This window comes from Paenibacillus sp. FSL H8-0282 (assembly GCF_037963825.1).
GTDB classification, from domain to species: Bacteria; Bacillota; Bacilli; order Paenibacillales; family Paenibacillaceae; genus Paenibacillus_AQ; species Paenibacillus_AQ odorifer.
Genome location: NZ_CP150146.1, coordinates 256,797 through 281,632, shown reverse-complemented (window position 1 = coordinate 281,632; position 24,836 = coordinate 256,797). Strand labels below are relative to the sequence as shown.

General features: G+C 43.3%; 21 protein-coding genes. 14 read left to right on the top strand and 7 right to left on the bottom strand.

Annotated features, from left to right (window positions below):
• Positions 1-31 precede the first annotated feature (31 nt).
• Both NST94_RS01270 and NST94_RS01265 read left to right on the top strand, forming a co-directional pair.
• Positions 32-1,144 (top strand): endospore germination permease, encoded by a 1,113-nt coding sequence (locus NST94_RS01270; protein ID WP_248549179.1) that lies wholly within the window; start codon positions 32-34, stop codon positions 1,142-1,144.
• A 50-nt stretch (positions 1,145-1,194) separates the two neighbouring features.
• Complete coding sequence (locus NST94_RS01265; protein ID WP_339281555.1) at positions 1,195-2,394, top strand: Ger(x)C family spore germination protein; 1,200 nt, start codon at positions 1,195-1,197, stop codon at positions 2,392-2,394.
• A gap of 801 nt (positions 2,395-3,195) precedes the next feature.
• On the opposite strand, the gene NST94_RS01260 is transcribed toward NST94_RS01265, so the two are convergent.
• The 4 genes from NST94_RS01260 to NST94_RS01245 form a co-directional block, all read right to left on the bottom strand.
• Complete coding sequence (locus NST94_RS01260; protein ID WP_248549181.1) at positions 3,196-4,227, bottom strand: LacI family DNA-binding transcriptional regulator; 1,032 nt, start codon at positions 4,225-4,227, stop codon at positions 3,196-3,198.
• A 164-nt stretch (positions 4,228-4,391) separates the two neighbouring features.
• Positions 4,392-5,225, bottom strand: coding sequence for a carbohydrate ABC transporter permease (locus NST94_RS01255; RefSeq protein ID WP_076126965.1), 834 nt, complete (start codon positions 5,223-5,225; stop codon positions 4,392-4,394).
• Positions 5,225-6,067 carry a sugar ABC transporter permease gene (locus tag NST94_RS01250; RefSeq protein WP_036687240.1) on the bottom strand — a complete coding sequence of 281 codons (843 nt, stop codon included), beginning with the start codon at positions 6,065-6,067 and terminating at the stop codon, positions 5,225-5,227. Before NST94_RS01250 ends, NST94_RS01255 begins: the two co-directional genes overlap by 1 nt.
• 160 nt (positions 6,068-6,227) lie before the next feature.
• Complete coding sequence (locus tag NST94_RS01245) at positions 6,228-7,610, bottom strand: ABC transporter substrate-binding protein (protein WP_076186229.1); 1,383 nt, start codon at positions 7,608-7,610, stop codon at positions 6,228-6,230.
• A gap of 334 nt (positions 7,611-7,944) precedes the next feature.
• Between NST94_RS01245 and NST94_RS01240 the strand changes: the two genes are divergently transcribed.
• From NST94_RS01240 to NST94_RS01230, 3 genes are read left to right on the top strand one after another with little or no spacing between them, the layout of a single operon-like run.
• Positions 7,945-8,595: an N-formylglutamate amidohydrolase gene (locus NST94_RS01240; RefSeq protein ID WP_076192573.1), complete on the top strand. Its 651-nt coding sequence runs from the start codon at positions 7,945-7,947 to the stop codon at positions 8,593-8,595.
• Positions 8,561-9,709, top strand: coding sequence for a hypothetical protein (locus NST94_RS01235; protein WP_143766502.1), 1,149 nt, complete (start codon positions 8,561-8,563; stop codon positions 9,707-9,709). The genes NST94_RS01240 and NST94_RS01235 overlap by 35 nt, the downstream gene beginning before the upstream one ends.
• A gap of 14 nt (positions 9,710-9,723) precedes the next feature.
• A complete protein-coding gene (locus NST94_RS01230; protein ID WP_339281554.1) occupies positions 9,724-11,073 on the top strand; it encodes a Mur ligase family protein in 1,350 nt (449 codons plus the stop codon).
• Here the strand turns inward: NST94_RS01230 and NST94_RS01225 are convergent.
• Positions 11,068-11,865: a hypothetical protein gene (locus NST94_RS01225; RefSeq protein WP_076126956.1), complete on the bottom strand. Its 798-nt coding sequence runs from the start codon at positions 11,863-11,865 to the stop codon at positions 11,068-11,070. The genes NST94_RS01230 and NST94_RS01225 overlap by 6 nt on opposite strands.
• A 362-nt stretch (positions 11,866-12,227) precedes the next feature.
• Between NST94_RS01225 and NST94_RS01220 the strand changes: the two genes are divergently transcribed.
• The 6 genes from NST94_RS01220 (at position 12,228) to NST94_RS01195 (ending at position 18,902) form a co-directional block, all read left to right on the top strand.
• Positions 12,228-13,121: a sugar ABC transporter permease gene (locus NST94_RS01220; RefSeq protein WP_036687229.1), complete on the top strand. Its 894-nt coding sequence runs from the start codon at positions 12,228-12,230 to the stop codon at positions 13,119-13,121.
• Positions 13,118-13,996: a carbohydrate ABC transporter permease gene (locus NST94_RS01215; protein WP_038568194.1), complete on the top strand. Its 879-nt coding sequence runs from the start codon at positions 13,118-13,120 to the stop codon at positions 13,994-13,996. The genes NST94_RS01220 and NST94_RS01215 overlap by 4 nt, the downstream gene beginning before the upstream one ends.
• A 52-nt stretch (positions 13,997-14,048) precedes the next feature.
• Positions 14,049-15,434 carry a sugar ABC transporter substrate-binding protein gene (locus NST94_RS01210; protein ID WP_076192581.1) on the top strand — a complete coding sequence of 462 codons (1,386 nt, stop codon included), beginning with the start codon at positions 14,049-14,051 and terminating at the stop codon, positions 15,432-15,434.
• Positions 15,435-15,569: 135 nt separating this feature from the next.
• Positions 15,570-16,559 (top strand): LacI family DNA-binding transcriptional regulator, encoded by a 990-nt coding sequence (locus tag NST94_RS01205; protein ID WP_076303197.1) that lies wholly within the window; start codon positions 15,570-15,572, stop codon positions 16,557-16,559.
• A gap of 30 nt (positions 16,560-16,589) precedes the next feature.
• Entirely contained in the window at positions 16,590-17,585 is a 996-nt protein-coding gene (locus NST94_RS01200; protein ID WP_076303198.1) for a BadF/BadG/BcrA/BcrD ATPase family protein, read from the top strand.
• 6 nt (positions 17,586-17,591) lie between these two features.
• Entirely contained in the window at positions 17,592-18,902 is a 1,311-nt protein-coding gene (locus NST94_RS01195; protein ID WP_076303199.1) for a 6-phospho-beta-glucosidase, read from the top strand.
• Between the two features lie 549 nt (positions 18,903-19,451).
• Here NST94_RS01195 and NST94_RS01190 read toward each other — a convergent pair.
• Positions 19,452-20,792 (bottom strand): PLP-dependent aminotransferase family protein, encoded by a 1,341-nt coding sequence (locus NST94_RS01190; protein ID WP_076303200.1) that lies wholly within the window; start codon positions 20,790-20,792, stop codon positions 19,452-19,454.
• A gap of 142 nt (positions 20,793-20,934) precedes the next feature.
• Here NST94_RS01190 and NST94_RS01185 point away from each other — a divergent pair, with 142 nt between their 5' ends.
• On the top strand, positions 20,935-21,858 hold the full coding sequence (locus tag NST94_RS01185) for a DMT family transporter (RefSeq protein WP_076303201.1): 924 nt from the start codon (positions 20,935-20,937) through the stop codon (positions 21,856-21,858).
• Between the two features lie 96 nt (positions 21,859-21,954).
• Here NST94_RS01185 and NST94_RS01180 read toward each other — a convergent pair whose 3' ends face one another.
• Positions 21,955-22,602: a hypothetical protein gene (locus tag NST94_RS01180; protein WP_076303202.1), complete on the bottom strand. Its 648-nt coding sequence runs from the start codon at positions 22,600-22,602 to the stop codon at positions 21,955-21,957.
• A gap of 160 nt (positions 22,603-22,762) precedes the next feature.
• Here NST94_RS01180 and NST94_RS01175 point away from each other — a divergent pair, with 160 nt between their 5' ends.
• Together NST94_RS01175 and NST94_RS01170 are read left to right on the top strand one after the other, a co-directional pair.
• Complete coding sequence (locus NST94_RS01175; protein ID WP_076186250.1) at positions 22,763-23,500, top strand: response regulator transcription factor; 738 nt, start codon at positions 22,763-22,765, stop codon at positions 23,498-23,500.
• Complete coding sequence (locus NST94_RS01170; protein WP_076303203.1) at positions 23,478-24,830, top strand: HAMP domain-containing sensor histidine kinase; 1,353 nt, start codon at positions 23,478-23,480, stop codon at positions 24,828-24,830. The genes NST94_RS01175 and NST94_RS01170 overlap by 23 nt, the downstream gene beginning before the upstream one ends.
• The last annotated feature ends 6 nt before the right edge of the window (positions 24,831-24,836 follow it).

Sequence of the window (24,836 nt, the reverse complement as noted above, 5' to 3'; positions counted from 1 at the left end):
TATGAAGTGATAAATTGGAGTGAAGAAAGCCATGCTCGAAAAGGGTAAAATAAGTACTCGTCAGCTTACCATACTGGTTATGTTCCTTACGATCGGGGATTCCATTCTCGTAATCCCTCCCTCCACTTCACACTACGCCAGACAAAATGCCTGGATTTCCGCATTAATTGGTATGATCGTAGGTTTACTAGCCATCTATATGTACAGCAAGTTCGTAAAGTTGTACCCCAAACTAACGCTTATTGAGGCGATTCAAAAGGCTTTTGGAAAATGGATTGGGACTATTCTATCACTCTTGACCTTAATGTATTTTCTTATCGTCACCGTTGGAAGTATGCGAGAACTCAGTGAGTTCGTTACATCCGAAATATTACCGAGAACCCCTATTCCGGCTGTTTTAATCTTATTCATGGTGATCGTGATTATGGCTACACGACTAGGTATTGAAGTCATAGGACGAGCTGGAGAGATCTTTACACCTATGATTATTATCCTATTTCTGATTCTGACGGTCGCAATTATTCCTCAGATGGAGATTGTCAGATTACTGCCCATATTGGAGGATGGCATAAAACCAGTGTTGAGAGGGTCTATTTCCATTACGGCTTACACCTTTATAGAACCGGTTGTTTTTCTAATGTTTCTCCCTTATGTAAACCAACAACAAAAGATAACCAAAGGCTTACTACAAGGCTGTTTCTTAGGCGGTATTATTATCTTCCTGACGGTTACTATTTCCATATTAGTGCTGGGTCCAGATCTGACAACCAGGGATATCTATCCCAGTTATAACATTGCAAGGCGCATATCCGTTGGTGGTTTCTTCGAGCGGGTGGAAGCCATGATAGCACTACTTTGGATGTTAACCTTGTTTATAGAAGTTACCTTATACTTCTATGCTTTCGTTCTGGGGTTGTCTCAATTATTCAAACTAAAAGAGTACCGGGTGCTAACTCTACCCACAGGATTAATTTTGGTTACACTAGCACCTCTTATTGCGCCAAATTACACCTATTACAACAAAGTATTCGATAATTATTGGGTGTACTATGTTATAACCTTCGGGTTATTTCTACCTTTGGTGTTGTTAGGTGTGGGAATGTTTCGAAGGGCATTGAGCAAAGGCTTAAAATCTCGAAGCTAAAGATGGGCTGGGAGACATGAATACCGAAAGATCTAACGGAGGATTAAACCATGAAACGAAGATCGCTTCTGATTTGTGTTCTTATTCTCATGCAAATATTTGTAACAGGTTGCTGGAGCCGCCGAGAATTAAATGATCTTGCGATTGCTGTAGGAATAGGGATCGATAAAATTGGAGATCAATATCAAGTTTCTGCACAAGTGGTCTTACCCAGTCAAATCGCTGGCTCCAAGGGAGGCTCTCCTCAAGCACCCGTCAACCTTTATAAAGCGACAGGAAATACTGTATATGAAGCCCTTAGAAAAATCACAACCGTTAGCCCACGTAAAATTTATATCTCTCATTTACGAATCCTAGTCCTAGGTGAGGATTTGGCTAAAGAGGGAATCAACGATGTTCTTGATTTCATGTCAAGAGACACTGATACGCGAAATGATTATTTTATAGTGGTAGCAAAGGATGCAAAGGCAGAAGATGCGTTGAAAATATTAACCAGTCTTGAAAAGATTCCTGCCGTGCGATTGTTTTCCAGTCTGGAAAGCTCGGAGAAAAATTGGGCACCTACATCTACTGTGACATTAGGAACCCTAATTACAGAACTTGTCAGTAAGGGTAAGAATCCAGTCTTAACAGGTGTTGTCATCGAGGGGAGTGTAGATGTAGGAGAAACTCCGAATAATGTTGAAACGGTAGACTCTCCAACAGAATTGAAATACTCCGGATTGGCCATATTCAAGGAAGAAAAATTGATTGGTTGGCTAAATCCTGAGGAATCAAAAGTGTATAACTATTTAACCAATAAAGTAGAGAGTACTGTTTTCTATATCCAATGTCCCGAAGGTAAAAAGGTTTCGCTTGATGTATTTGAAGCCCGTTCCAAAATGAAAGGCAGCATCCATAATGAAAAACCAGAAATCAGTATTGAGCAACATATAGAATCAGATATAGGGGAGGTTCAGTGTAGAAATCTTGAACTGACAGACACAAAAACTATCACCGAATTAGAACAAATCGCCAATAAAAAAGTCCAGAATTTATTCAAAACTACTATTAAAAAGGTACAGAATGAATACAAAAGCGATATTTTTGGATTCGGTGAAATCATCCATCGTTCTAACCCGCAGGCGTGGAAGAAACTGCGAAACAATTGGGATGAGACCTTTGTTAACCTTCCAATAAGCGTAAAGATGGATATTAAGATTCGCCTGTTAGGGAAAGTGACTAACTCTTTCCTAGAAGAGACGAAGTGATGAATTGGAGTCACAAAACCATGTATAACATCGCAAGGTGCCCAACTATTAAAATTGAAAGAGTATCGAGTGTTAACCAAATTACACTTATTACAGCGAAATTGCAGTAATGTTCAGAAGAGCACTGAGCAAAGACTTAATATCTCGAAACTAGATGGTTTGGGAGGTTGTGAATATTGGGTATAGTAGTGATTCTCATAGTTGTAGCCGTTATAGCAACCATTGAAGTTCCCCTGATGTGGAGGAAAAAATTAATCAAGGAGATGTGGGTTTTCTCATTTCTTCTGTTGCTGGGAACTTTCTTCAGTCTTATTAATGCGTTACATATTTCGGTCTCTAACCCATTGGGATGGATGATATTTATCTATAAACCCGTCTCCGATATGGTAAATGCCTGGTTATCCTAAAATGGGACTGAACCATTCCCTTGAGATGGCTTAGTCCCCATGATTAAACGACGTTGCCAAATCAGCAAGCGCCCTAAAGTTTGTTGCTAGCCGTTCACGCGCCAGCCAGTAATAGACTTCCTGGCCTCTCTTTTTATGGTCAACAATGCGGGCATCCCGTAGGATTTTGAGATGATGTGAAATCGCTGGCCTGCTTATTTCGAATTCACCTGCAATTTCCCCAACATTTAGCCGACCTTTATTCCCTAATAACGTAACAATCCGAATCCGAGTAGGATCACCAAATGCGGTGAGAAACCGTGTGATGCTGTTGATATCGTTAGGTTTAATCTCTTGCGGTTCTATCTCCCCACCCCGATTCGTAAATAAACTTAAACATACTCACTTGTTGAAACTACAATAAAGACCTTGTAGATTCTCTAACTATTAATTCTGCCGGGAAAATCTGATGCGCATGCTTAACCTTCTTATTGATGAGATCAAAAAGAATCTTAATCGTCGCTTCCGCAATCTCCACTACCGGCTGTTTGATGGTAGTAATAGAAGGATTATAATAGAAGGAAATATCCAATCCGTCATAACCAGCCACAGAGTAATCTTCCGGGACTTGCTTGCCCGCTTCAAATATTGCCTTACAGGCGCCGATAGCCATACTATCTGATAAGGTAAAAATAGCGGTGAACTCTTCACCTAACTCTAGCAATTCTTTTGTAACCGCATACCCATTTTCCATACTGTAACTGTCGATATCCTCTTTCATCCGCCGCACTAGCCGTTCATTATAAGTAATTCCATGATCGGCTAAAGCCTTTTTATAACCTTCATATCTTAACTTACCGATACTTACATCTTCTTCTGGTGCAGTAATGACCGCAATTTTCTCATGCCCCTGATTACATAAATAGTCGACAATTTTATAGCTCTCATTAAAGTCATCGACAGATACAGAAGAATAGTCGCTCAAATCAAACTCTTCCGTCATCCCAATCGTACTAAGGACAAATGGAACCGTTAATTGCTGTAATTTCTCTTGAGAGTGTGAGAATAAACCTCCTAAAAAGACAATTCCCTTCAGCCTTTTTTCTTTCTCCAGCTCAATCGCCACTTCGATCTCATCTTGATTCTCATCAACTCGTTGTAGGATGAAGGAGTATTTCTTGCGTTGAATCTCTTTTTCGAACACTTTGATCATCGGGCTAAAAAATGGATTGGATATCCCTTTAATCAATACTGCAATCGTTTTCGAATCAGAACGTTTTAAATTTCTTGCACTGTTGTTCGGGACATAATGATTTTCTTTGATAACCCTCATAACCATAGCTTTTGTTTCTTCATTAATATCCGGATGATTGTTAATAGCCCTTGATACAGTAGTCACGCCAACACCGCATAATTTGGCGATGTCTATAATAGTCAGTCTCTCCATTTCTATCTATCCTTTACTTGTTAGTATCTATCAAACTCCTTAATCCTTATTCAACTTCATAGTCAAAATAAGAAAGCAGGGGATTCCTGATGGTCACCCACCAAGAAAAACACCCTACTCGCTTCTTACATGAATATTAATTTATTTAACGAGGTAGATCAAGCTTAACCCTTAACCGCACCTGCAACGACACCTTCGATGATGTACTTTTGACAAGTCAGGTAGAAAATGATGATTGGCACAATAGCTAAGACCAGCATCGCCATCATAGCTCCCATGTCAATCGATCCGTATCCACCTTTTAGGTACTGGATCGCAATAGGAATCGTTTTATATTCTGTACCAATCAGCAGGTCTGGCAATAGGAAGTCGTTCCATACCCACATTACATTAAGGATAGCTACAGTTACAGCAATAGGTTTCAGGATGGGCAATACCACTTTAAAGAAGGCCTGAGGTGGATTACAGCCATCAATCATTACCGCTTCTTCAACCTCAAGCGGGATAGACTTCACAAATCCGCTAAACATAAACACAGACAGCCCTGATCCAAACCCTAAATAGATTAAGATAATCCCAATCGGATTGTCGAGATGCAGCACGTTTGCAGTCTTAGTCATTGTGAACATAACCATTTGGAAAGGCACGATCATCGAGAATACAAACGCATAATACATCATGCCTGTGAATTTGGACTTCACCCGGGTAATGTACCATGCAGTCATGGAAGTAAATAACACGATCACAGCCACCGAGCATACCGTAATAAACAAGGACATTCCGAAGGCACTGAAGAAATCAATCTTTGCTGCACCACTAGTATAGTTCTTTAAACCAACAAACGTAGTCTCATTAGGGAATAAGAACGGCGTATCACTAATGTAGAACTTACCCTTGAAGGAGTTCATCAGAACAATAAAAATAGGAGATAAGAACGCAATGGCCAAGACCAACAAAATGGTGAATATGGAGTAATCTTTTGCTCTAGTCTTTTGCATTAGTTCTCAACCTCCTTTCTTCTAGTAATGACAAGTTGTATTAAGGCGATTAAGGCTACTAAAGCAAAGAATACGACGGCTTTCGCTTGACCGACACCTTCCCATCCTGATTTTCCGTAGAATGTATTGTAGATGTCCAGTGCTAACATGGAGGTCTGCTTAGAAGGAGCACCAGCGGTCAACGCTAAGTTCTGGTCAAACAATTTAAATGAATTGGATAAGGTTAAGAATAAACAAATAGTAATGGACGGCATTACGAGTGGAATAGTCACATTACGCAAAATCTTAGAACGTGAAGCTCCGTCAATTCTTGCGGCTTCTACTATATCTTTAGGAACATTCTGAATACCTGCAACATAGATAATCATCATGTACCCTATCAATTGCCAATTCATAAGAACGATTAGTCCCCAAAATCCATACGTTGCATCAGAGGTCAAAGTGACACCAAATTTGTACAAAATCCCATTAAAAATCAGCTGCCAGATGTATCCTAATACGATACCGCCTATCAAGTTAGGCATAAAGAAGATCGTTCTAAATACGTTGGTACCTTTTAGCTTTCTAGTTAATAACATCGCCAAGATGAAGGCGAACACATTAATAGTAAGAACAGATAAAACTGTGAATTTAACGGTGAAACCTAATGCATTTAGAAACTCTTGATTCGAAAAAGCTTTAGCGTAATTGCCAAACCCTATCCATGTTGCATCATTGACTGTAGTAAACTCTGTAAAAGACAAATATATACCCAAAAGAAAAGGGATCACAAAGGCAATTCCAAAGGCTATTATGGTCGGTAATGCAAAAAGAGCAAAATATTTTTTTATCGATTTTTCCATGGAGTCTTCTCCTATCTCAGTATGGAAAATGATGAAACAGATGTAGCAAGATCCACTCCAATTGTTGCTTAGTGCCACTGAATCCCGAGGGAGCCCAGTGGCACTAAGCTTTTATCTGTATGACAACTGAGAGTTATTCAAGCATCTTTCCATGCATTTATTATTTTGCTTTTTCAGCCTTCCAAGTGTCCTTGAAGATGGTTACAACTTCATCCCAAGTTTTGTTTCCTTGAGCGTATTGCAAGAGGGCATCACCAAAGACGTTTTTGAATTCTTCACTTGGGAATGCTGCGAATGTCCAAGCTACAGAAGTAAGATCTTTTTCCATCCAAGCAGATACTTCTTTAGCAAGTGGATCTGCTGGTTTTTCGCTGTCTTCAAAGGTATTGAATGGTGCGATGAAACCTAGATCGTTAGTTACATAAGCTTTACCTTTTTCACTGGAGAACAACCATTCCAGGAAAGCGATAGAAGCTTGTTGGTTCTCAGCAGATACTTTGCTGTTGATTGCGAAATAGTTTTCTGTACCTACAGCCAAACCTTGTTTTTCTTCGCCTTCCATACCTGTGTAGATAGGCAAGAATTTGATTTCTTCAGCTTTAACTACGTTACCGTCAACATCGTTGATTTGTGACCAAGCCCAGTTACCATTTTGAACCATAGCTGCGTTACCAAGTGCAAATTCAGCCATGGAGTCAGCTACGGATTTACTACCCAGCAAGGATTCTTTAGTTACAGAGTTCTTGATGTACAGATCGAAGATGTTTTTAAATTTATCGTTGTATTTGAATTCAACTTCTTTAGAAGCTAGACCCGCAAGAACGGTGTTGTCAAACTCAGTATTGTCTTTGAATTCATAATACAGCGGCAAGTTTGCAAGGTGAGTCTGCCATCTCCATTGCTCACCAGCAGCGAGGGAAGTGGAGGCGAATACACCTTTAATGCCCAGTTGGTCTTTTTTAGCCGTCATATCTTCTACTACTGCTTTCAAAGTGTCGAAGTTATTGATCTCAGTTGTGGAGGAGATCGATACCGCTTTATCAGCCAAAGCGAAGTATTTTTTCATAATTGCGTCGTTGTAGATGATGCCGTATCCTTCAACTACGTAAGGGATACCATACACGCCTTCACCTTCAGTTACAGCCAAGCTTTTGTCAGACAGATAGCTGTAAAGCTTAGTATCTTTCAAATCCAAGGTGTAATCTTTCCAGGATTGAAAACCAACAGGTCCGTTAATTTGGAAAATAGTTGGCGCTTCAGACTTGGAGATTTCGGATTTCAATTTAGTTTCGTAAGTACCCGCAGCAGCCGTTACGACTTTTACCTTAACTCCTGTTTCTGCTTCGTAATCCTTAGCGATCTTTTCATATATTTCTGCAATCTCAGGTTTGAAGTTCAAGAAATAAACTGACCCTTTTTTACCAGATGTAGCGTTTCCATCATTGGTTGCAGAATTATTTTCTTTATTCCCACATCCTGCCGCTAAGACAACAACCATAGACATTACTAACATGAGCCCTAAATATTTTTTGATATTCTTCATTCTTCTTCCCCCTCGTACTTTTTATTAGATTACTTCGCATGAAGACGTTCCGATGCTGTTAGCGAAAATTATGTCAGCGTTTTCAATTGCTTAAGTAATCCCCAGCCTACTTTTTTGGTATCCTTCTCGGTATCCTTATCGGTAACGTTTTCAATTGAAATATTAGCACACCATTTTGAACTTTTCAATAGCCAATCTTTTAGAATCATTTTATGGAAAAACTGCCCACGGCAAACCTTGCAAGCGTTATAATAGATTCATCCTTATTCATGAATGGTGAATGCTTAGGACATACTAATGGTTAACGACCCATTAAATAACTATGAATAGGTGATTGCATATTTTATCTCTGATCGAACAGTATGAGCTACAATTCTCCAATAATAATTATTTTGGCGATATCGGGGTAGATCCCTCTTACTCCATTGTAGAAGGCTCCCTTCCTGTACTAGTCTCAGCTCCACATGCCATTAATCATTTTCGAGAACATGCTGTAAAACCAGCTGACATGTATACAGGCTCCCTTGCCCTCTTGTTACAAAAGCTCACCAATTGCTACTGTATTTATTCGAATAGCTTTTCCAAAGAAGACCCAAATTACATCTTAGGTGGAGAATATAAGGCTGCGCTACGAGCGCTTGTCAAAGAACATCGCATTCAGTTTGTGATCGATCTGCACGGAGCTTCTAAACTTCGAGAGTTTGATATTGACCTAGGGACACTGTACGGAACCTCTATACGAGAGAATAATTTAAATGACGTCATAGGCATCTTTAACAATAATGGTATTACCAATGTTCGACAAAATCATACATTTTCTGCATCCCATCCTGGAACAATTACTTCATATTGCGCTAAGGAATTGTTAGTTCAAAGTATTCAAATTGAAATTAATCGAAATTATCGTAACCCGAATGCGTTTGATTTATTCCAAAAAACCATTCATTCCCTTGAACAAATCATTAAACTATTGGGCGGTGTCTGACATTATTATCGAGCAAACCTTTACTATTCTAGACAAACAAAGCCTTCAACCTCGTGAAGAAATCACAATGAACTCCGAAGAGTTAAAGGAATTAGGTTTAGTCCAGCATATCTTCGTTGATCTTACAGCAGAGAATGGTGTCAAAGCCAGCTGTTTAATTTTATCGGCAGATGAGGTGCCAAGAGGTACAATCCAATTATCCAAGCGGGCAAAGGACAAGCTCGGGGACTGCCTGACTACAGGATTAACAATAACGAAGCCAGAATACGACACAGTTCTTCGGGGAATTCCTAAAGTGGACGAGATTGCCAAACCCTATGTAAAAGCCTGTCCAGCACTCGTCCGTAAATATACGAATCAAGTAGAACTTATCAATCCCAAAAATGGCTTCCGGGTAAACCTAACTTTACGAGAAGATAGCACAGCCAAACCGAATACCCTTTACTTCAACAGATACATTATGTTATTGCTTGAAACCCATTCCGAGGGGCATGACCCATTAATCATTACTCGCGCTAGGACGCGTTCTCAACCCAAGCCAGGCATACATAAACTTATAAATCAACTGATCCAACGGCCCTTAAGTGCATTAGGGAACTTTTTTATTGGCAAAAGAGAGCTCACCCTCAGAGTGGGTCATCCTTACCCTTTTGATGAGCACCAGAATTTATGCAGAATTCATCCGAATGTTAGAAAACTGCTAGGCATGGAAGAAACAGATCAGATCGTGATCTCCTATAATTCCAAACAAATCACCATCCCCATCTTAGACATCGATACGGAGCATATTGCCCAGTCAGTCAAGCTTCATGCGGATAATGAGCAGCTTAAATTTATCGACGGCCACTTATTTATCGGGATCACCGCCTTATCGCGTAACGAGTTAGAAATCCCAAGCATCGGCACATCAGTTACCGTAAAAAGAAGTATGTACTCCTTATTCCTAAAGCACTTAAACAAACTGGTCTTACCTGTTATCGCTTTGTTGTTCACCATAGTACAGCTATATAAGGATTTGAACTGGAGCATCGCTCTGACCATCATCATTTCTCTTGTGTTACTTCCGATTATCATCTACACAACACTATCTGAGGAACGCGCCAAAATTAATTAAATGGAGGGATTTCCGTGGAATTCACTTCACAATCCCAAGTAGAAGATATGATCTACAGCTCTTACCTAAGGGCCATTAACAACATTACAGAGACTTTGGATGAAGAAGTTAGAAAACCGGAGTTAACCAGAGCATTACTGGATGCAGTCGGAAGTCCGGATCGCAATCAAAAATACATACTGGTCACAGGCAGTAAAGGTAAGGGCTCCACCTCTAGATTTATTTCCTCTCTGTTAAGTCACTTGGGATATAAAGTGGGGTTATTCACCTCCCCTCACCTGGTAGATTTCAACGAAAGAATCCGGATCAATGGGCAGGCAATAGCCACAGAAGATTTTGTACGATTAGGTAATGTAATTCGCGGGGGCTTCCACCAGATCGAAGAGCAGCTTGCTGCTGATGAATATCAAGGTCCGGTTGGGGTTGCTTTGGCTATTGCGGCTTTGTACTTTAAGGAGAAGGGTACAGATATCAATGTGATTGAATGCGGTAGAGGAGGAAGGTTTGATGACACCAATGTCCTGAGCAATGACTGGGCTGTCATTACCCCGATTATGGAAGAGCATGTAGCCCATTTGGGACCTGATCTGAACAGCATTACACTGCACAAGCTGGGGATTGTCAAAAACAACACAACAAACGTCTATGTTAGCAAACAGAAATCCGACGTTCTTGCGATCATGAAGGACAACCTCTCCTCCAACCCTGTGCAATATTATGAAGAACAGTTTTTAGCTGAATCTATCACAACCACTTCTGTCGGAACTACTTTTGATGTCCGGACGAAGCCAGCCGTTTATCCAGCCTTGACCCTTCCGCTATTGGGACAGTTTCAAGCGGTCAATGCTGCCAGCGCAGTCGCACTTTGTGAAGAGATTACAGGGGGACCCCTTGATCAGGAGATCGTACATCACTGTTTTGAACAATTACAATGGCCGGGACGTTGTGAAGTTATCTGTCATGACCCACTGACGATTATTGACGGAGCTATTCATAGAGATTCTGCAAGCTATCTGGCTGAACTTATTCAATTAGTGAATCCTGAGCGCAGCCGTACCGTCACATCCATCATCGGTGTCCCTAAGGATAAAGATTACACAGGGGTCATCGAAGTCATGAGTACAGTCTCGGATCAACTAATCGTAACCAAACCCGATATAAGCCATCTAATTTTCCCTACGGATGCTCCGCTTATCGCTAAAAGTTTTCTCGAAAAAAGTTCCGAATTCCCTTATTTAGAGGACGCTCTCACGTATGTTAAAGAACAATCACCTTCCGAGATTATTATAATCGTGGGTACGCAAACTCTAATCGGAAATGCCAAAAGATTATTCGGGCAATCGCTGCTGAATATCGGCTTATAACTGATTCATACGCTGAAGAATAACTTCCCTGTAAAGGTCTGAGAGGCCAGGTACTTCACTTGGATTTTGCTTGCAATATTCATCTAACATTACCTTATGATTGACTTCGATCACCAACAAGCCTTGATTTGTCTCTAAGATATCTACTGAGCAGAAATCAAGGCCCAGCGCTTTAGAGGTCCGGGAGGCAAGCTCCGCCAGCGCCTCTTGTTTGACCTGATCTTTCACCTCAATCGTAACAGCTCCGTTAATCAAATTGTGCTTCCACGAACGAACTCTTTTTTTGCCAAGGAATACACGCGCCTGATGATTAAAAGTTACAATTCTATACTCAATCTCCGCTTCATAATAAGGACCTATTGCCCCATTAAGCTGTAAAGAAAATAATAAATCCAGCTTTTCATGCAGATCGGCTATCTCATTGATTTTGTACACATGATTGCCCTGCGCCCCGTTATCCTGCTTCATAACTACCTCCCCATTGCACGCTTGGAAATAACGCTCAGCCAATGGATAAGGATTCAAATTGCTAAATTTGGAGTCTGGATGCGGCAAATAAATATGTTCTACGGCTGGGATATTCGCCTTATGCAAAACATCATAAGTTAGAGATTTACTCATGGCAATGATCGTAGAAGCACTGTTGTTTAGTCCGATCTCAGCGTCTACCATCACAAATGATTTCACTCCATCTGTCGCTCTATATACGAAATTCGGTGTAATTTCCTCAAAGCTAATCCCTGAGGCTGTAACAGAATGCTGGATCATTTTTAAGTAAGGTCTAGTCGTCATTCAGTTTCCTCATTTCTAACAAAATATGACCAAACCTAATCATAGCATGAGGAATATTAATAAAAAATAATAAAATTGCGTTATAATAGTTAACACAATAATCTCCCGAATCTTATTTCAGGTCCCTTTTTCACAAAAATGACAGACTGTATGTTACGTTTAATGACTGACAGCGCTTTTATAGTTAAAATAAGTGTTGATTATTTAGTGATCATCCTCTATGATAAGCTTATTAAAGCGAATCAAAAAGTTAAAGCGGTTAAACTTTAATCTCTAGGTACCTAGTATTATTGCTAATTAATAGTGTTAGTATGATCAAAAGTTAAAGCGCTTATACTTTTAAAACGAGAGGTTGGTGTGTCATGATCAATCGCGAGAACAGGCGGCAGACGTTCTACATGTATCTGTTCATTTCTCCTTGGATTATCGGCTTCCTAGTATTCGCCCTTTATCCTATCTTATCATCGCTTTACTTCAGCTTTACTGATTATGACATCATACACCCACCTAAATTTATCGGGCTCGCTAACTACACAGAGATGTTTCACAATGACCTGTTCTGGAAATCGGTGGTTGTCACGCTGAGATATACCTTCATCGGTGTACCTATCCAGCTTGCGCTCGGTCTTGGCTTTGCACTATTGCTTCACCAGACCATTCCTCTGCGCGGCTTTTTCAGAACAGCAATGTATTTTCCAAGCATGGTATCCGGCGTGGCCATGTCCCTGCTGTGGTACTGGATCTTCAACCCGCAGATCGGGCTCTTCAATTACATCCTTTCCTGGTTCGGCATTCATGGACCGGCTTGGCTGATGAACCCAGACACTGCACTATATGCCTTGATCATCATGACTTTCTGGACAGCAGGCTCAGGAATGATTTTATTCCTCGCAGGTCTGCAAGGCGTACCGGCTAGCTTGATCGAAGCCGCTAACCTTGACGGTGCCGGGCGCTTCAGAATCTTCCTGAACATTACCTTACCGATGATCTCTCCCGTGCTGCTCTTCCAACTGATTATGGGACTGATTGATTCCTTCCAAGTCTTTACCCAAGCTTTTGTCATGACTCAAGGGGGGCCGAATTACTCTACCTGGTTCTATGTCTATAATCTCTACACCAGCGCTTTCAAAGAATATCGTGCCGGTTATTCCTCAGCCTTGGCATGGGTGCTCCTTATCGTAGTTATGCTCTGCACCGCACTAATTATGAAATTGTCTAACCGTTATGTTCACTATGAAGGAGGCGGACGCAAATGAGTACAGTCAGAGCGCTAAGCCCCCGGACTAAAGGAACCAAACGCCGCCGGAAAGCGGAGCCTGTTAAGATTTTCAGCTTTATTACTCTAGTAGTTACAACATTTCTGATGCTGCTTCCTTTGTTCTTCATGGTCTCCACTTCACTTAAGTCCAAACGCGAGATGCTGAAGTTCCCACCCACCTTTCTTCCGGAGAGCTGGCAGTGGAGCAATTACACAGAAATATTTGATACCCTGCAGTTCGGTACACTTTATAAAAACAGTCTGATTATCGCCGGCTTTAGTGTTGTGGGAACCTTGATTTCTTCGGCGCTGGTTGCCTATGGATTCGCCAGATTCAGAGGTACAGGTAATCAGGTGTGGTTCATCCTGCTGCTGAGCACCATGATGTTACCCTATCCGGCCATTATGATTCCGCAATTTGTACTCTTTTCGCAAATGAACTGGATAGATACCTTTTTACCCCTGATCGTGCCTGCTTTCTTCGGCTCAGCCTATAATATTTTTCTGCTGCGCCAATTCTTCTCCACATTGCCTGAAGAGCTGTTTGATGCCGGACGCATTGATGGCTGTGGTGAAATACGGATGTGGGCTACCATAGCAATCCCACTCTCCAAACCTGCACTTGCAACCGTAGCTATCTTTGCTTTTATCTACAACTGGAATGATCTGCTTACGCCAGTGCTTTACTTAAGCTCATCAGATAAGTTCACGCTACCCGTCGGGATGGCTTCTCTTACCTCATCGAGGTTCCGCATTCCACCTTGGCATCTGCTAATGGTTGCTTCGGTTCTAGCTATGGTCCCAATCGTTACGCTGTTTGCTGTAGCCCAGAAACAGTTCGTCGAAGGGATTGTACTTACAGGGATTAAGTAATAATCCGCCATCCGGCGGCCAAATATACTTGAAATCATGGAGGGTTTAGCTAATGAACAAGAACAGGAAAAGTATTGCGCTTTTACTTGCAGCTACCATGCTCGTTGTTCTAGCCTTATCAGGCTGTAGCGGCGGCAAATCGGCGGGTAACGCCCTATCTGAAGGAAACGGTGGCTCTACTAATTCTGGAGGCAAAGCAGAAACGGTAACGATTACCCATTACACAATAGATTCAGAAGACCGCACATTTGTCGAAAAATTAATCCCTGATTTCGAGAAGCAGCATCCGAATATTAAAGTGAAAGTGGAAAAAGCGCCCTATGAGCAGTTCGACAGCAAGCTGCAAACGCTAATTGCCGGCGGCAAATCGCCCGACGTGACAAGTCACTGGGGGTATGGAGGTTTCGCAGAATACTACAATAAGGGTATGTTGTTCGATATGACCGACCTTATGAAAGAGGATGGTTTCAAGGCAGAGGATTATAGTATCCCAGAGAATCTAATGGGTATCTACAAGGTTAAAGATCACACTTACGGCATCCCGGTCAATATGTATGTCACCTTAATGCTCTATAACAAAGACATGTTTGATGCTGCCAAACTGACTTATCCAACAAGCGATTATGAAGATAAGAGCTGGACGTTTGAAAAAATGGTCGACGAAGCTAAACAAATGACGCTTGTATCCGATGATATCGCCAAAACTCAATATGGCGTAGACTTCACTTGGTCCGAACGCGATATGCGGCCGTTATATTTTGGAGCGGAGCCTTACTCAGAAGACACATGGACTAATGGCGGCGTGCCTTCCGAGACTTATTTTGACTCCCCTGAAGTGATCGCTGCCTACAACAAGCTTTTTGATCTTGTCTTTAAGGATAAAGTCTCTCCTTCTTCCGAATGGAGCAAAAGTGTAGCTGGACAGAACGGCGATCCCTTTGTTGCTGGTAAAATCGGCATGTCTATCGGAGGCTCATGGAACCTTGCAGGTGCAAATGACTTCCCCTTCAAAATTGGCGTAGCCGCTGTACCATGGGGAGGAAACGAAAAGGTACGCAGCACCCTTTATGTCGATCCGCTGCTGATCTTGAAGGACTCCAAACATCCGAAGGAAGCTTTTGAATGGATCAAATACCTGATCACAAGCGAAGTGCAAGAGAAATCCATTGAGCTTAGTGGCGGTAACCCACCAGTCAACACCGAAGCTGCAGAAGCTTACTATAAACATTTTGAAGGTATCGATCCACAGGATATCAAAAATGTCTACGAGGGTGCTGTTAACTACGGCTTCGAATCCTATAACCACTTAATCACCAACTACTCGCAAATTAATGACATGTTCATTAATGAATTGCAGCCAGTAGAAACTGGACATAAGACGGTTGAAGAGGTGATGGCGACGATTCAGAAGAAGGTTACAGAGATCATTCAGCGATAACTGTTTGGCAGGTATACCGCCCCCTTTAGGGACGGTATACCTGCGTGAAATCATACGTTTAGCGGACAGTCTGCCAACCCTGTATACTGAAAGTAGAAAACAGGATCGGAAAATCTGCCGTGAGGAGAATTAAAGATGAAAGTTAGTATTTTTGATGTAGCCAAAAAATCCGGATTATCCGTTGTAACCGTATCCCGGGTGTTAAATGGGGCCGAATCGGTACGCGAGAATAATCGCCAAAAGGTGCTGGAGGCAATTAAAGAGCTGGATTACCGCCCTAATGCTGCGGCACGCAGTCTGGCAAGCGGTAAGACGGGAATTATCGGCATTATTGTCACTACCCTGCAAGATTCCTTTTTTGACGCAGTGGTCAAAGAGCTGAATGAAATATTAGCGATGCATGGTTATTTTTTAGCCATATCCATCTCAACAGGCATCGAATCGGATGATAGCCATTATTTAATTCAGGAGGATCGTGTAGACGGTTTAATTCTGCTCTCTCCGATGGAAGAGGACAATTATATTGTGGAGTTAAAACGGCGGGGTATTCCTTATGTGCTGATAGATAATCAGAAGCCCGAAAATGATACCTACTCCATCACGATCGACAACTTCAAGGGGGGATACGCAGCTACGCGTCATCTGCTGGAGCTGGGACACACTTCAATCGCTCATCTCTGCGGTCAGGAAATGTTCCGGAGTACGCGGGAGCGGCGCAGTGGATTTCTACAGGCGCTTCAGGAACAAGGACTGGCCCCCTTTGAGATCGTGCCTGGTGATTTCGATATTGGGATGGGATACGATACCTGCAAACGTTGGCTGAAGGAAGGAAAGCTGCCCACCGCCGTATTTGCCGGGGATGACAATATCGCGCTTGGAGTCATCAATGCCCTGATGGAAGCGGGCATTCAGGTACCCGAAGAGGTGGCAGTGGTCGGCTATGACGATCATTATATTGCTTCACAGCTTCATCCACATCTGACAACAATACGTCAGCCTGCAGACAAAATCGGGCTGGCAGCCGCGGATATGCTGCTCAAACGCATCTCCGGAAAGATGAAACGTGGAGCCGGGATGCGGATTGATCCTGAACTTATCGTACGTGAATCTACCGAAGCTGAGTAGATTAAATTTATACACTAGGAGTGACGACCATTGACTTACTACTTGGGGATCGATGGGGGAGGCACGAAAACCTATGCTCTGCTAAGCGATGAACATGGCAATGTTCTTGGCAAAGGCAAGAGTGGTAACGGCAACCACCAGACAGGCGCCCTTGAGGCCGCCAACAGTATTCAAGAGGCCACATTCGGGGCGCTGGCTGAAGCCGGACTCCGGTTGGAAGACATCCAGCATACCTATCTCGGACTTGCCGGTGCTGATCGCGAGGCCGACTATGCTATTCTCCATCCGATGATACGCCAGATAGGATTCACCAAATACACCATTAACTGTGACACTATGATCGGTCTACGCGCCGGAACGAATCGCCCATATGGTGTCGCGCTCATCTGCGGCACCGGCACCAATTCAGCAGGCAGAAACCTGCAGGGAGAGCATTATCAATGCGGCGGCTTTGACTATATGTACGGTGATTTTGGCGGGGGTGGCGCACTCAATATTGAGGTGTTTCGTTCCGTTATCCGAGCTTGGGACGGCCGGGAACAGCCCACCCTATTAACAGGCTTACTGCTAAAAATGTTAGGTTATGAGGAAGTTGGGCATATGTTTCACGATTTCCTTGATCATTGGAAAAAAGTCCCCGTAAATGTTGCCCGCCTGCTCTTTGAAGCAGCAGCTGAAGGAGATGCCGTAGCGCTGGAGATTTTACATCGGCAAGGGGTTGAACTAGGTAAGTCTGCGGCAGCTATCATTCACAAGCTAGGCATGGAGCAGGAGGCCTTCGATGTGGTGCTGGCAGGAAGTCTGCTAACCCGAGGGGATCGCGGTTGGATTCGCCAGCCTATCGAGAAAGCTGTACACGCTGCAGCCCCTCAGGCAACCGTGGTTACCCTTGCCACAGAGCCTGTAGTCGGTGCAGTATGGTCAGCTATGGATCAAGATGGGTTGACCATTAGTAGTGAAGTATATGAGAAAATGCGGAAATTTCAGGATTATGAATCGATCAAACAAACTACAAGACAGGAGTGATTAATCTTGGCAGCTAACCAAGGATTAAAGATTGCAGTTATCGGTGGAGGTTCTTCGTATACCCCAGAATTAGTAGAGGGATTCATTCTTCACTATAAAGAACTTCCCGTGCGCGAATTATGGCTTGTAGATATTGAGCCTGGTCTTCGCAAGCTGAATATTGTAGGTAACTTGGCAAAACGTATGGTGGAGAAATCAGGCCTTCCGATTGAGGTTCATCTGACAACAGACCGCCGTAAAGCGATCGAAGGCGCCGATTTCGTCAGCACCCAGATGCGTGTCGGCATGCTTGATGCCCGTGCTCGTGATGAGTCGATTCCGCTCAAATATGGCGTTATTGGCCAAGAAACAACAGGTCCTGGGGGAATGATGAAAGCACTGCGCACCATCCCTGTTATTCTGGATGTATGCCGTGATATCGAGGAACTGGCTCCCAACGCATGGCTGCTCAATTTCACTAACCCTGCTGGGATGGTCACCGAAGCCGTTCTGAAATATTCTAAGGTAAAAAGTATTGGCCTGTGCAACGCACCTATCGGCCTGATCAAGCAAGTCTCTGCCAAATATAATGTAGCAGCAGACCGTGTATATGCCGAATTTGTGGGCCTCAACCACTTGCACTGGATTACTCGTATCGATGTTGAAGGTGAAGACAAGCTGGACGATATGCTTGCAGATACAACCAGCTACAGCGCTAAGAACGTACCAGCAAGAGAATGGAACCCGGAATTCCTGCAATCCCTTCATGCACTGCCCTCATACTATTTAAAATATTTCTATATGACCGATGCCATGCTCGAAGAGCAGATAGAATCCCATAAACAAGGCATTAACCGTGCTGAAGTCGTTAAACGTGTAGAAGAAGAGCTCTTCGAGCTTTATGGCAATCTAGAGCTAAGCGAGAAGCCGAAGCAGCTGGAACAGCGCGGCGGTGCTTTTTACTCAGAAGCAGCTGTTAATCTCATGAGATCGCTCCATAACGGATCAAACGACATTCAGACCCTAAATGTCGCAAACCATGGCATATTGGACTTCCTGCCAGATGACGCCAGCATTGAAGTGAACTGCGTGGTCACTAAAAACGGCCCGCTACCACTGCCACTGACCAAAATTCCAACCATGGCTAAAGGACTCATTCATGCTGTCAAAACCTATGAACAGCTGGCGATTGACGCCGCTGTAACCGGAGACCGCGCCCTTGCCCTTCAGGCGCTCGCACATCACCCGCTTGTTCCGTCCGTGGACGTAGCGATTCGGATGCTGGACGAAATGCTGGAAGCTAATAAAGAATTCCTGCCGAACTTTTTTGCGAATTAATTCATACCTCCTATCGAGAAATAACTAAAAGAGACCGAACCCGGTCTCTTTTTTTGCGCTTGTTGCTGATACTCGCTACCGAAGCAAAAATGAATAAAGCATCTTGGTAATTTGCACTTAGCGAATTCGCTATCGGACACAGCTGACCTTAAAAGCGGCTTTTTCACATTTTTAGAGTGCTAGCGGACCCCATAGCCGTTATTAGCATGAAAACCACCCAATATAACCCCTTTCTAATTGAATAGCGGCGCTGGTGTCCGAAAACCTGCTTCAAAGGCTAAAAACTAGCAAATAACGTTATCTGGGTCCGCATGACTCGGCCGAAGATTGCACAGAAAATGTGTTCGGATATTTATAGAAGAACCAGAGATTACTGCGAGTTGTACCGATAATGAGATCTGCTGTCCATCAGTTCACTGCTGCCAGATTTGCCAACGACCCACAACGCAAAAAAACGATCCCTGTTACTGGAGGAACGCTTTTTTGTTTCTACTCCAATGGGCTCCCAGCATTTCCACCATTATCATCCACTCATTTATTGCTGCGCTCTCAGCGTATTTCTTGCATTACCTGTTCAATGCCAAAGCGAATATCCGGCTCTTTTACACTGGATACATTGAGCTTTAGAATCTTCTCTTTATTAAAAGAGGGCAGATACCCGCTGTCCGCCATTTCGATGCGAATGAACTTTTTTTGCAGACGTTTGATCATCTGTTCTGTCTTTATGCTGTCACTAAGCTTCAGATACGTATGCACACCAAGCTGGCCGGTTGGATGGTAGGAATAATGTTGTGCTGTCGCTGTATCTAACTCTCTCATAATCGATTCATGGAGCAGCGTGGATCTTTTTTCGTAGCAGGAACGCATCTTTTTTCGGTGGCGCTCGAACATTCCGCTTTTCAGATACAACTCCAGGGCAGCCTGAGACAGCATAGAGCTATCTATATCCATCAGTCTTTTGAATCGGTTAAAAGAGTCACACAGGACCGCTGGCAGTACAGCGACACCGACACGCAGACCCGGAAATATAATTTTGGAAAAGCTTTTCAAATAGATCACATGGGAAGCATCGTCATAAGCGTAGATCGGATCCTCTTTTGCATCCTGCTCCAAGTCCGCCATGTAGTCATCCTCAACGATGTATACATCGTATTTAGCTGCTAGCTGAGCAATCGCCTTCTTCTGGGGACGGGTATAGGAGACGCCAAGCGGATTATGAAATCGCGGGACGGTATAAAAGAACTTGAACTGGCCTGTCTTAAATAACCGTTCTAATTCTTTCAAGTCCACCCCAGCATCCGAACGCTTTATTCCCTCTGTCTCAATGCCATACGTCTTCAGATATTCCATAAACAACGGGTAACTCGGCTGCTCAATCAGCACTCGCTGCCTGCCATTCGGAAAAGGAATTCGGGTCAATACGCCAAGCGCCTGCTGCACACCTGAGGTAATAAAAATCTGATCCGGATTGGCAAATACCTGATAAGAAGCCAGATGCCGCTGCATTTCACGAATAAGAGAAGGAAGCCCCTGCGGCGTTCCATAGATGAACAAGTCATTGCGGTACATATCAATCGCTTTATTAATACAATGTTGGAAATCCAGATACGGAAAAATATCCGGGTCGGGTGCAGACACCGTAAAATCGATCCAATGTGCACCTTCGTCTTTTCGCTGTCCGCTTCGTTTCATGACATAATAACCACTTTTTGAGGCGGCATAGATTAAATGTTTGTCCTGAAGATCCTGTAACGCGCGAATAACCGTACTTTTACTACATCCATAACGTAAGGACAACTCCCGGATAGACGGTAATTTATCTCCCTCACGATACGCATCCTCGGCAATTTGCGCTTCCAGCTCGTTGATTAACTCCGAATACTTATACATCCCTTTCACCTTCCTCCAAGCTTATTCTGTACCGGTACAGATGAATAATAATTACATTGTAACACAGCTACTCTAGCCTTAGAATAAAGAGCAGAACAGGACCGGTACCTAAATGCGCGCAACACTTTGGAGGTCTTTACTAATGAATACATCTTCTACTCAAAAAGCGATAGCAGCAGCTGTCATGAATGCTATTATCGTCGGGTTTTCCTTTATATTTGTAAAAATGGCTCTAACCGTCTCGGATCCTTTTGATACGCTAGCTCATCGCTTCACGTTATCTTTCCTTGCCGCTTCTTTATTTACTTTTCCAGGGTGGGGGCGGGTGAAGTTTGGAATATCCAAGGCAGCAGTGATAATCCCACTGGCTTTAATGTATCCAGCGTTGTATTTCACCCTCCAAGCGTATGGACTTCTGTATACAACCTCCGCTGTAGCGGGTATTATTCAGGCGACAATGCCCATTTTCACCATCCTTTTGGCGGCGATGTTCTTGAAGGAAACCACGAGCAGCTTCCAAAAGATCTCTACATTAATCTCAGTTGCAGGCATTATTCTTATCTTTGCCATTCCAGGTTTGAGTATCTCTTCTTCTAGTCTTTGGGGCGTCTTACTCATCCTAATCTCAGCTTTATCCCTTGCCGGTTATAATGTTGCAGCTCGAAAGCTGACACGTACCTGGAGTCCCAAAGAACTTACCTATATGATTACTTTGTTCGGATTTATATTTTTTAATGGACTGTCGATCATTAAGCATGGTTCGGCAGGAACCTTGAGTCAGTATTTCACACCTTTTCAAGAGCCAAAATTTATATTCTCCATGCTCTATCTCGGCGTACTCTCCTCCCTCGTAACCTCCTTCCTCTCCAACTATGCTTTATCACGGATGGAAGCTTCACGCGTGAGCATTTTCGGCAGTCTTTCAACAGTTGTCTCTATTCTCGGTGGTGTACTTCTGCTGAATGAGCAACTGGAATGGTACCATTGGACCGGTACAGTGATGATCATCGCCGGGGTGATCGGTGTGAACTGGCGGAAGCAAGTAAGGGCCACAGGCAAAGCGTGAAGATTGATATGCATACAAAAAAGACACCCCGCGAGGTGTCTTTTATCTTTACCCTTTTCAGTATCTCTATTCTGTAGCAAGCCTCGCTAATCGCTGTTATTTGGCTGTTTCAAGCTCCTTGATTTTCTCTTTATATTGATCCAACAGATTAGCTAAAGCTTCCTTGATCACAGTCGCATCTTTGGATTTAGCGGCACTATTCAGATCATCTTGGGCTTTGAAAAAAGCTTTATCCGCGTCGCTAAGATCTGGAATGGAAATAGCAATTGAAGTCGCGTCTACAGCTTTAATTGAGATAGTGATATTGCTATCTACCTGCATATCATCGACTACAGGTATTACTTCAAGGTTACGACCAGCTTCAATATATCCTGCAGGTAGAGCTTCGGTGGATAGTATTTCTTTAGATAATTGAACTCCCTCCACCAGTTCCGCAGGCACAAGCTCGGCAAGTGCGGTTACACTAAATCCAGCAACCTTATAATACTGATCCAAGGTGTTCTTCCAATCTTCTTGGGTATTAGGTGCGTAGGTCTTAGCCAACTCTAGGGGATCTACCCAATCAATAGTGGTTACTTTAGTGGCAATTGTTCCTTTAGAGGCAGCAGTAACCACGGCTGCGGCCGTTGTTTTCGTGTTTCCGTCTTGAGCTCCACTTGCTGCGTTCGTTGCAGACGGTGCAGCAACGGCGGACACTAGCAGGGCGGACAGCGCTAACTTTTTAAATAACATCTGTTGATTCATAAATACAACACTCCTCGTCGATTCGAATGATCTTACAAGACCAAGCTTACATAATGGGTGTGGCAGAACATTGGTTAATTTGTGGAAAAACGATGGCAGCCGCCCCTACCCACCTCTGGATTGATATACTTGTAGGAGAATAATCTGGAGGTAACCCTAAATGAATAATCCATACCTCATTGCCGTAGTCGACGATGATGAACATATACGCAATCTTGTTGAAGCTTATTTACAAAAAGAAAATTACCACACCATCGGCCTTGGCAGCGCTGAGGAAGCATGGACCTTGTGGCAGACAAGCCCCCCGGATATGTGGGTACTTGATGTTATGCTCCCCGGCATGGATGGTTATGAGTTCTGTAAAAGGATTCGTAACGAAGCCGAAGTACCGATCATTATGATCTCCGCAAGAGATAATGAAGTGGATAAAATATTAGGATTGGAGCTTGGCAGTGACGATTATCTAGTCAAGCCGTTCAGTCCTCGTGAGTTAGTCGCCCGGATCAAACGGCAGCTTCAACGCTGGTACAAACTGAGTAATCAGGCCGAAAAGTTGCACAGTCAGACCACTTCCACCCGTCTTGAAATCGACCAGCTTCTACTATTGCCGGAAGAAAGACGTGTATTCTGGTGTGGTGAAGAGGTAGACTTGACCAGCAAGGAATTCACCATGCTAAAAGTATTCGCCGATGCCCCTAACCGGGCATTTACAAGAGATGAGCTGCTGAGCTATGTGTGGGGGGACGACTATTTTGGAAGTGATCGCGCCGTGGATCATCTCATTAAACGGATGCGCAAAAAACTGGAGCATTTGCCCATTGAGGCAGTATGGGGACACGGATACCGCATGAGAACAGATGGGGGTGAGCATACGAATGAAACTAGCACATCAGATTAATTTAGCCTTTAGTATTGCATTGGTATTGCTACTATCTATTACTGCTGTCGTGATCCATTTTGTACTACTCAACCATTTTGTCGGAACACAAAAAGAGGATTTAAGAACCATTGGTGCGGCGATGTCAGCTACATTGACTGAAGAAAGTAAATACATCGGGGAGATTGGCACTCAGCTGGAAGCTCTGCCCGTGACCATACCTTCTCTAAGCACTGCAGGCGTCGAAGCCATTCTTAGCGATGAGTCAGGAAAAGTCTTGTCCACATCATCAGAGATGAGTTCAATTGCAATAAACTACGATGCCAAGAGTGTCACAGGCCAAGCCACTGAGCTCCAGAACATTTGGAATGGAACAGATACACGGTATATTACTGAAGTGAAGGCTACACCTATAGGCACGCTAACTTTACTAACCCCTATGAGCGCAGTCACTGCTATTGAACAAGCTTTGCTCAAAAGACTGCTGATCGTTTTCAGTGCAGCGGGAGCATTTATGTTCCTATTTGGCCTATTTATCACCAAGAAGCTGATTCAACCTCTAATGAGGCTGCAACAAGAACTCCGCAAAGTCAAAGAACGCCGCTTCTCAGATGTTAAATTAATTAAAGCTGGTGGAGAGCTTGGATCCGTCGCTCAATCGGTATATGACATGGCAGATGAATTAAATCGTTTCAACCATGTGCAGAAACAATTTTTCCAGAATGCGTCTCATGAATTAAAAACCCCCTTAATGTCCATTTCCGGCTACGCTGAAGGGATTAAGGATGGTGTTTTTGAAGGTGAGAATGTAGTAAAAGGGCTAGACATTATCATGAGCGAAAGCAGCCGCTTGAAGAAGCTCGTGTCCGAAATGACTTTACTTGCGAAGCTGGACAGCGAGGAAGATATATTCAAGCCTACGGAAATTTGTTTAAAAGATCTACTGACAGAAACCATCGAAAGAATGAACCCTCTATTAATGAAAAAAGAATTAACCCTCCATATCTCCCACGATCATCAAGATTCTCTTACGATCCGTGCGGATAGGGATAAGCTGCTACAGGCGCTTCTTAATGTAGTATCCAATGCAGCACGTTATGCTAATCAACATATCTATATCCATGTTTCGGTCAAGGAGGGCCGGGCTCTGTTATCCGTAAGTGACGATGGCCCTGGAATTTCGGACGATCTGCTTCCCTATCTCTTCCATCGTTTTGTAAAAGGAAAAGACGGAGAATCCGGACTTGGACTGGCTATTTCCCGCGCAATCATCGAGCGTTGCGGAGGTCAGATCAGCGCAGGCAACCGAACAAATGGTGGTGCGGTAATCTCGATGGGGTTTCCTTTATAAATATCC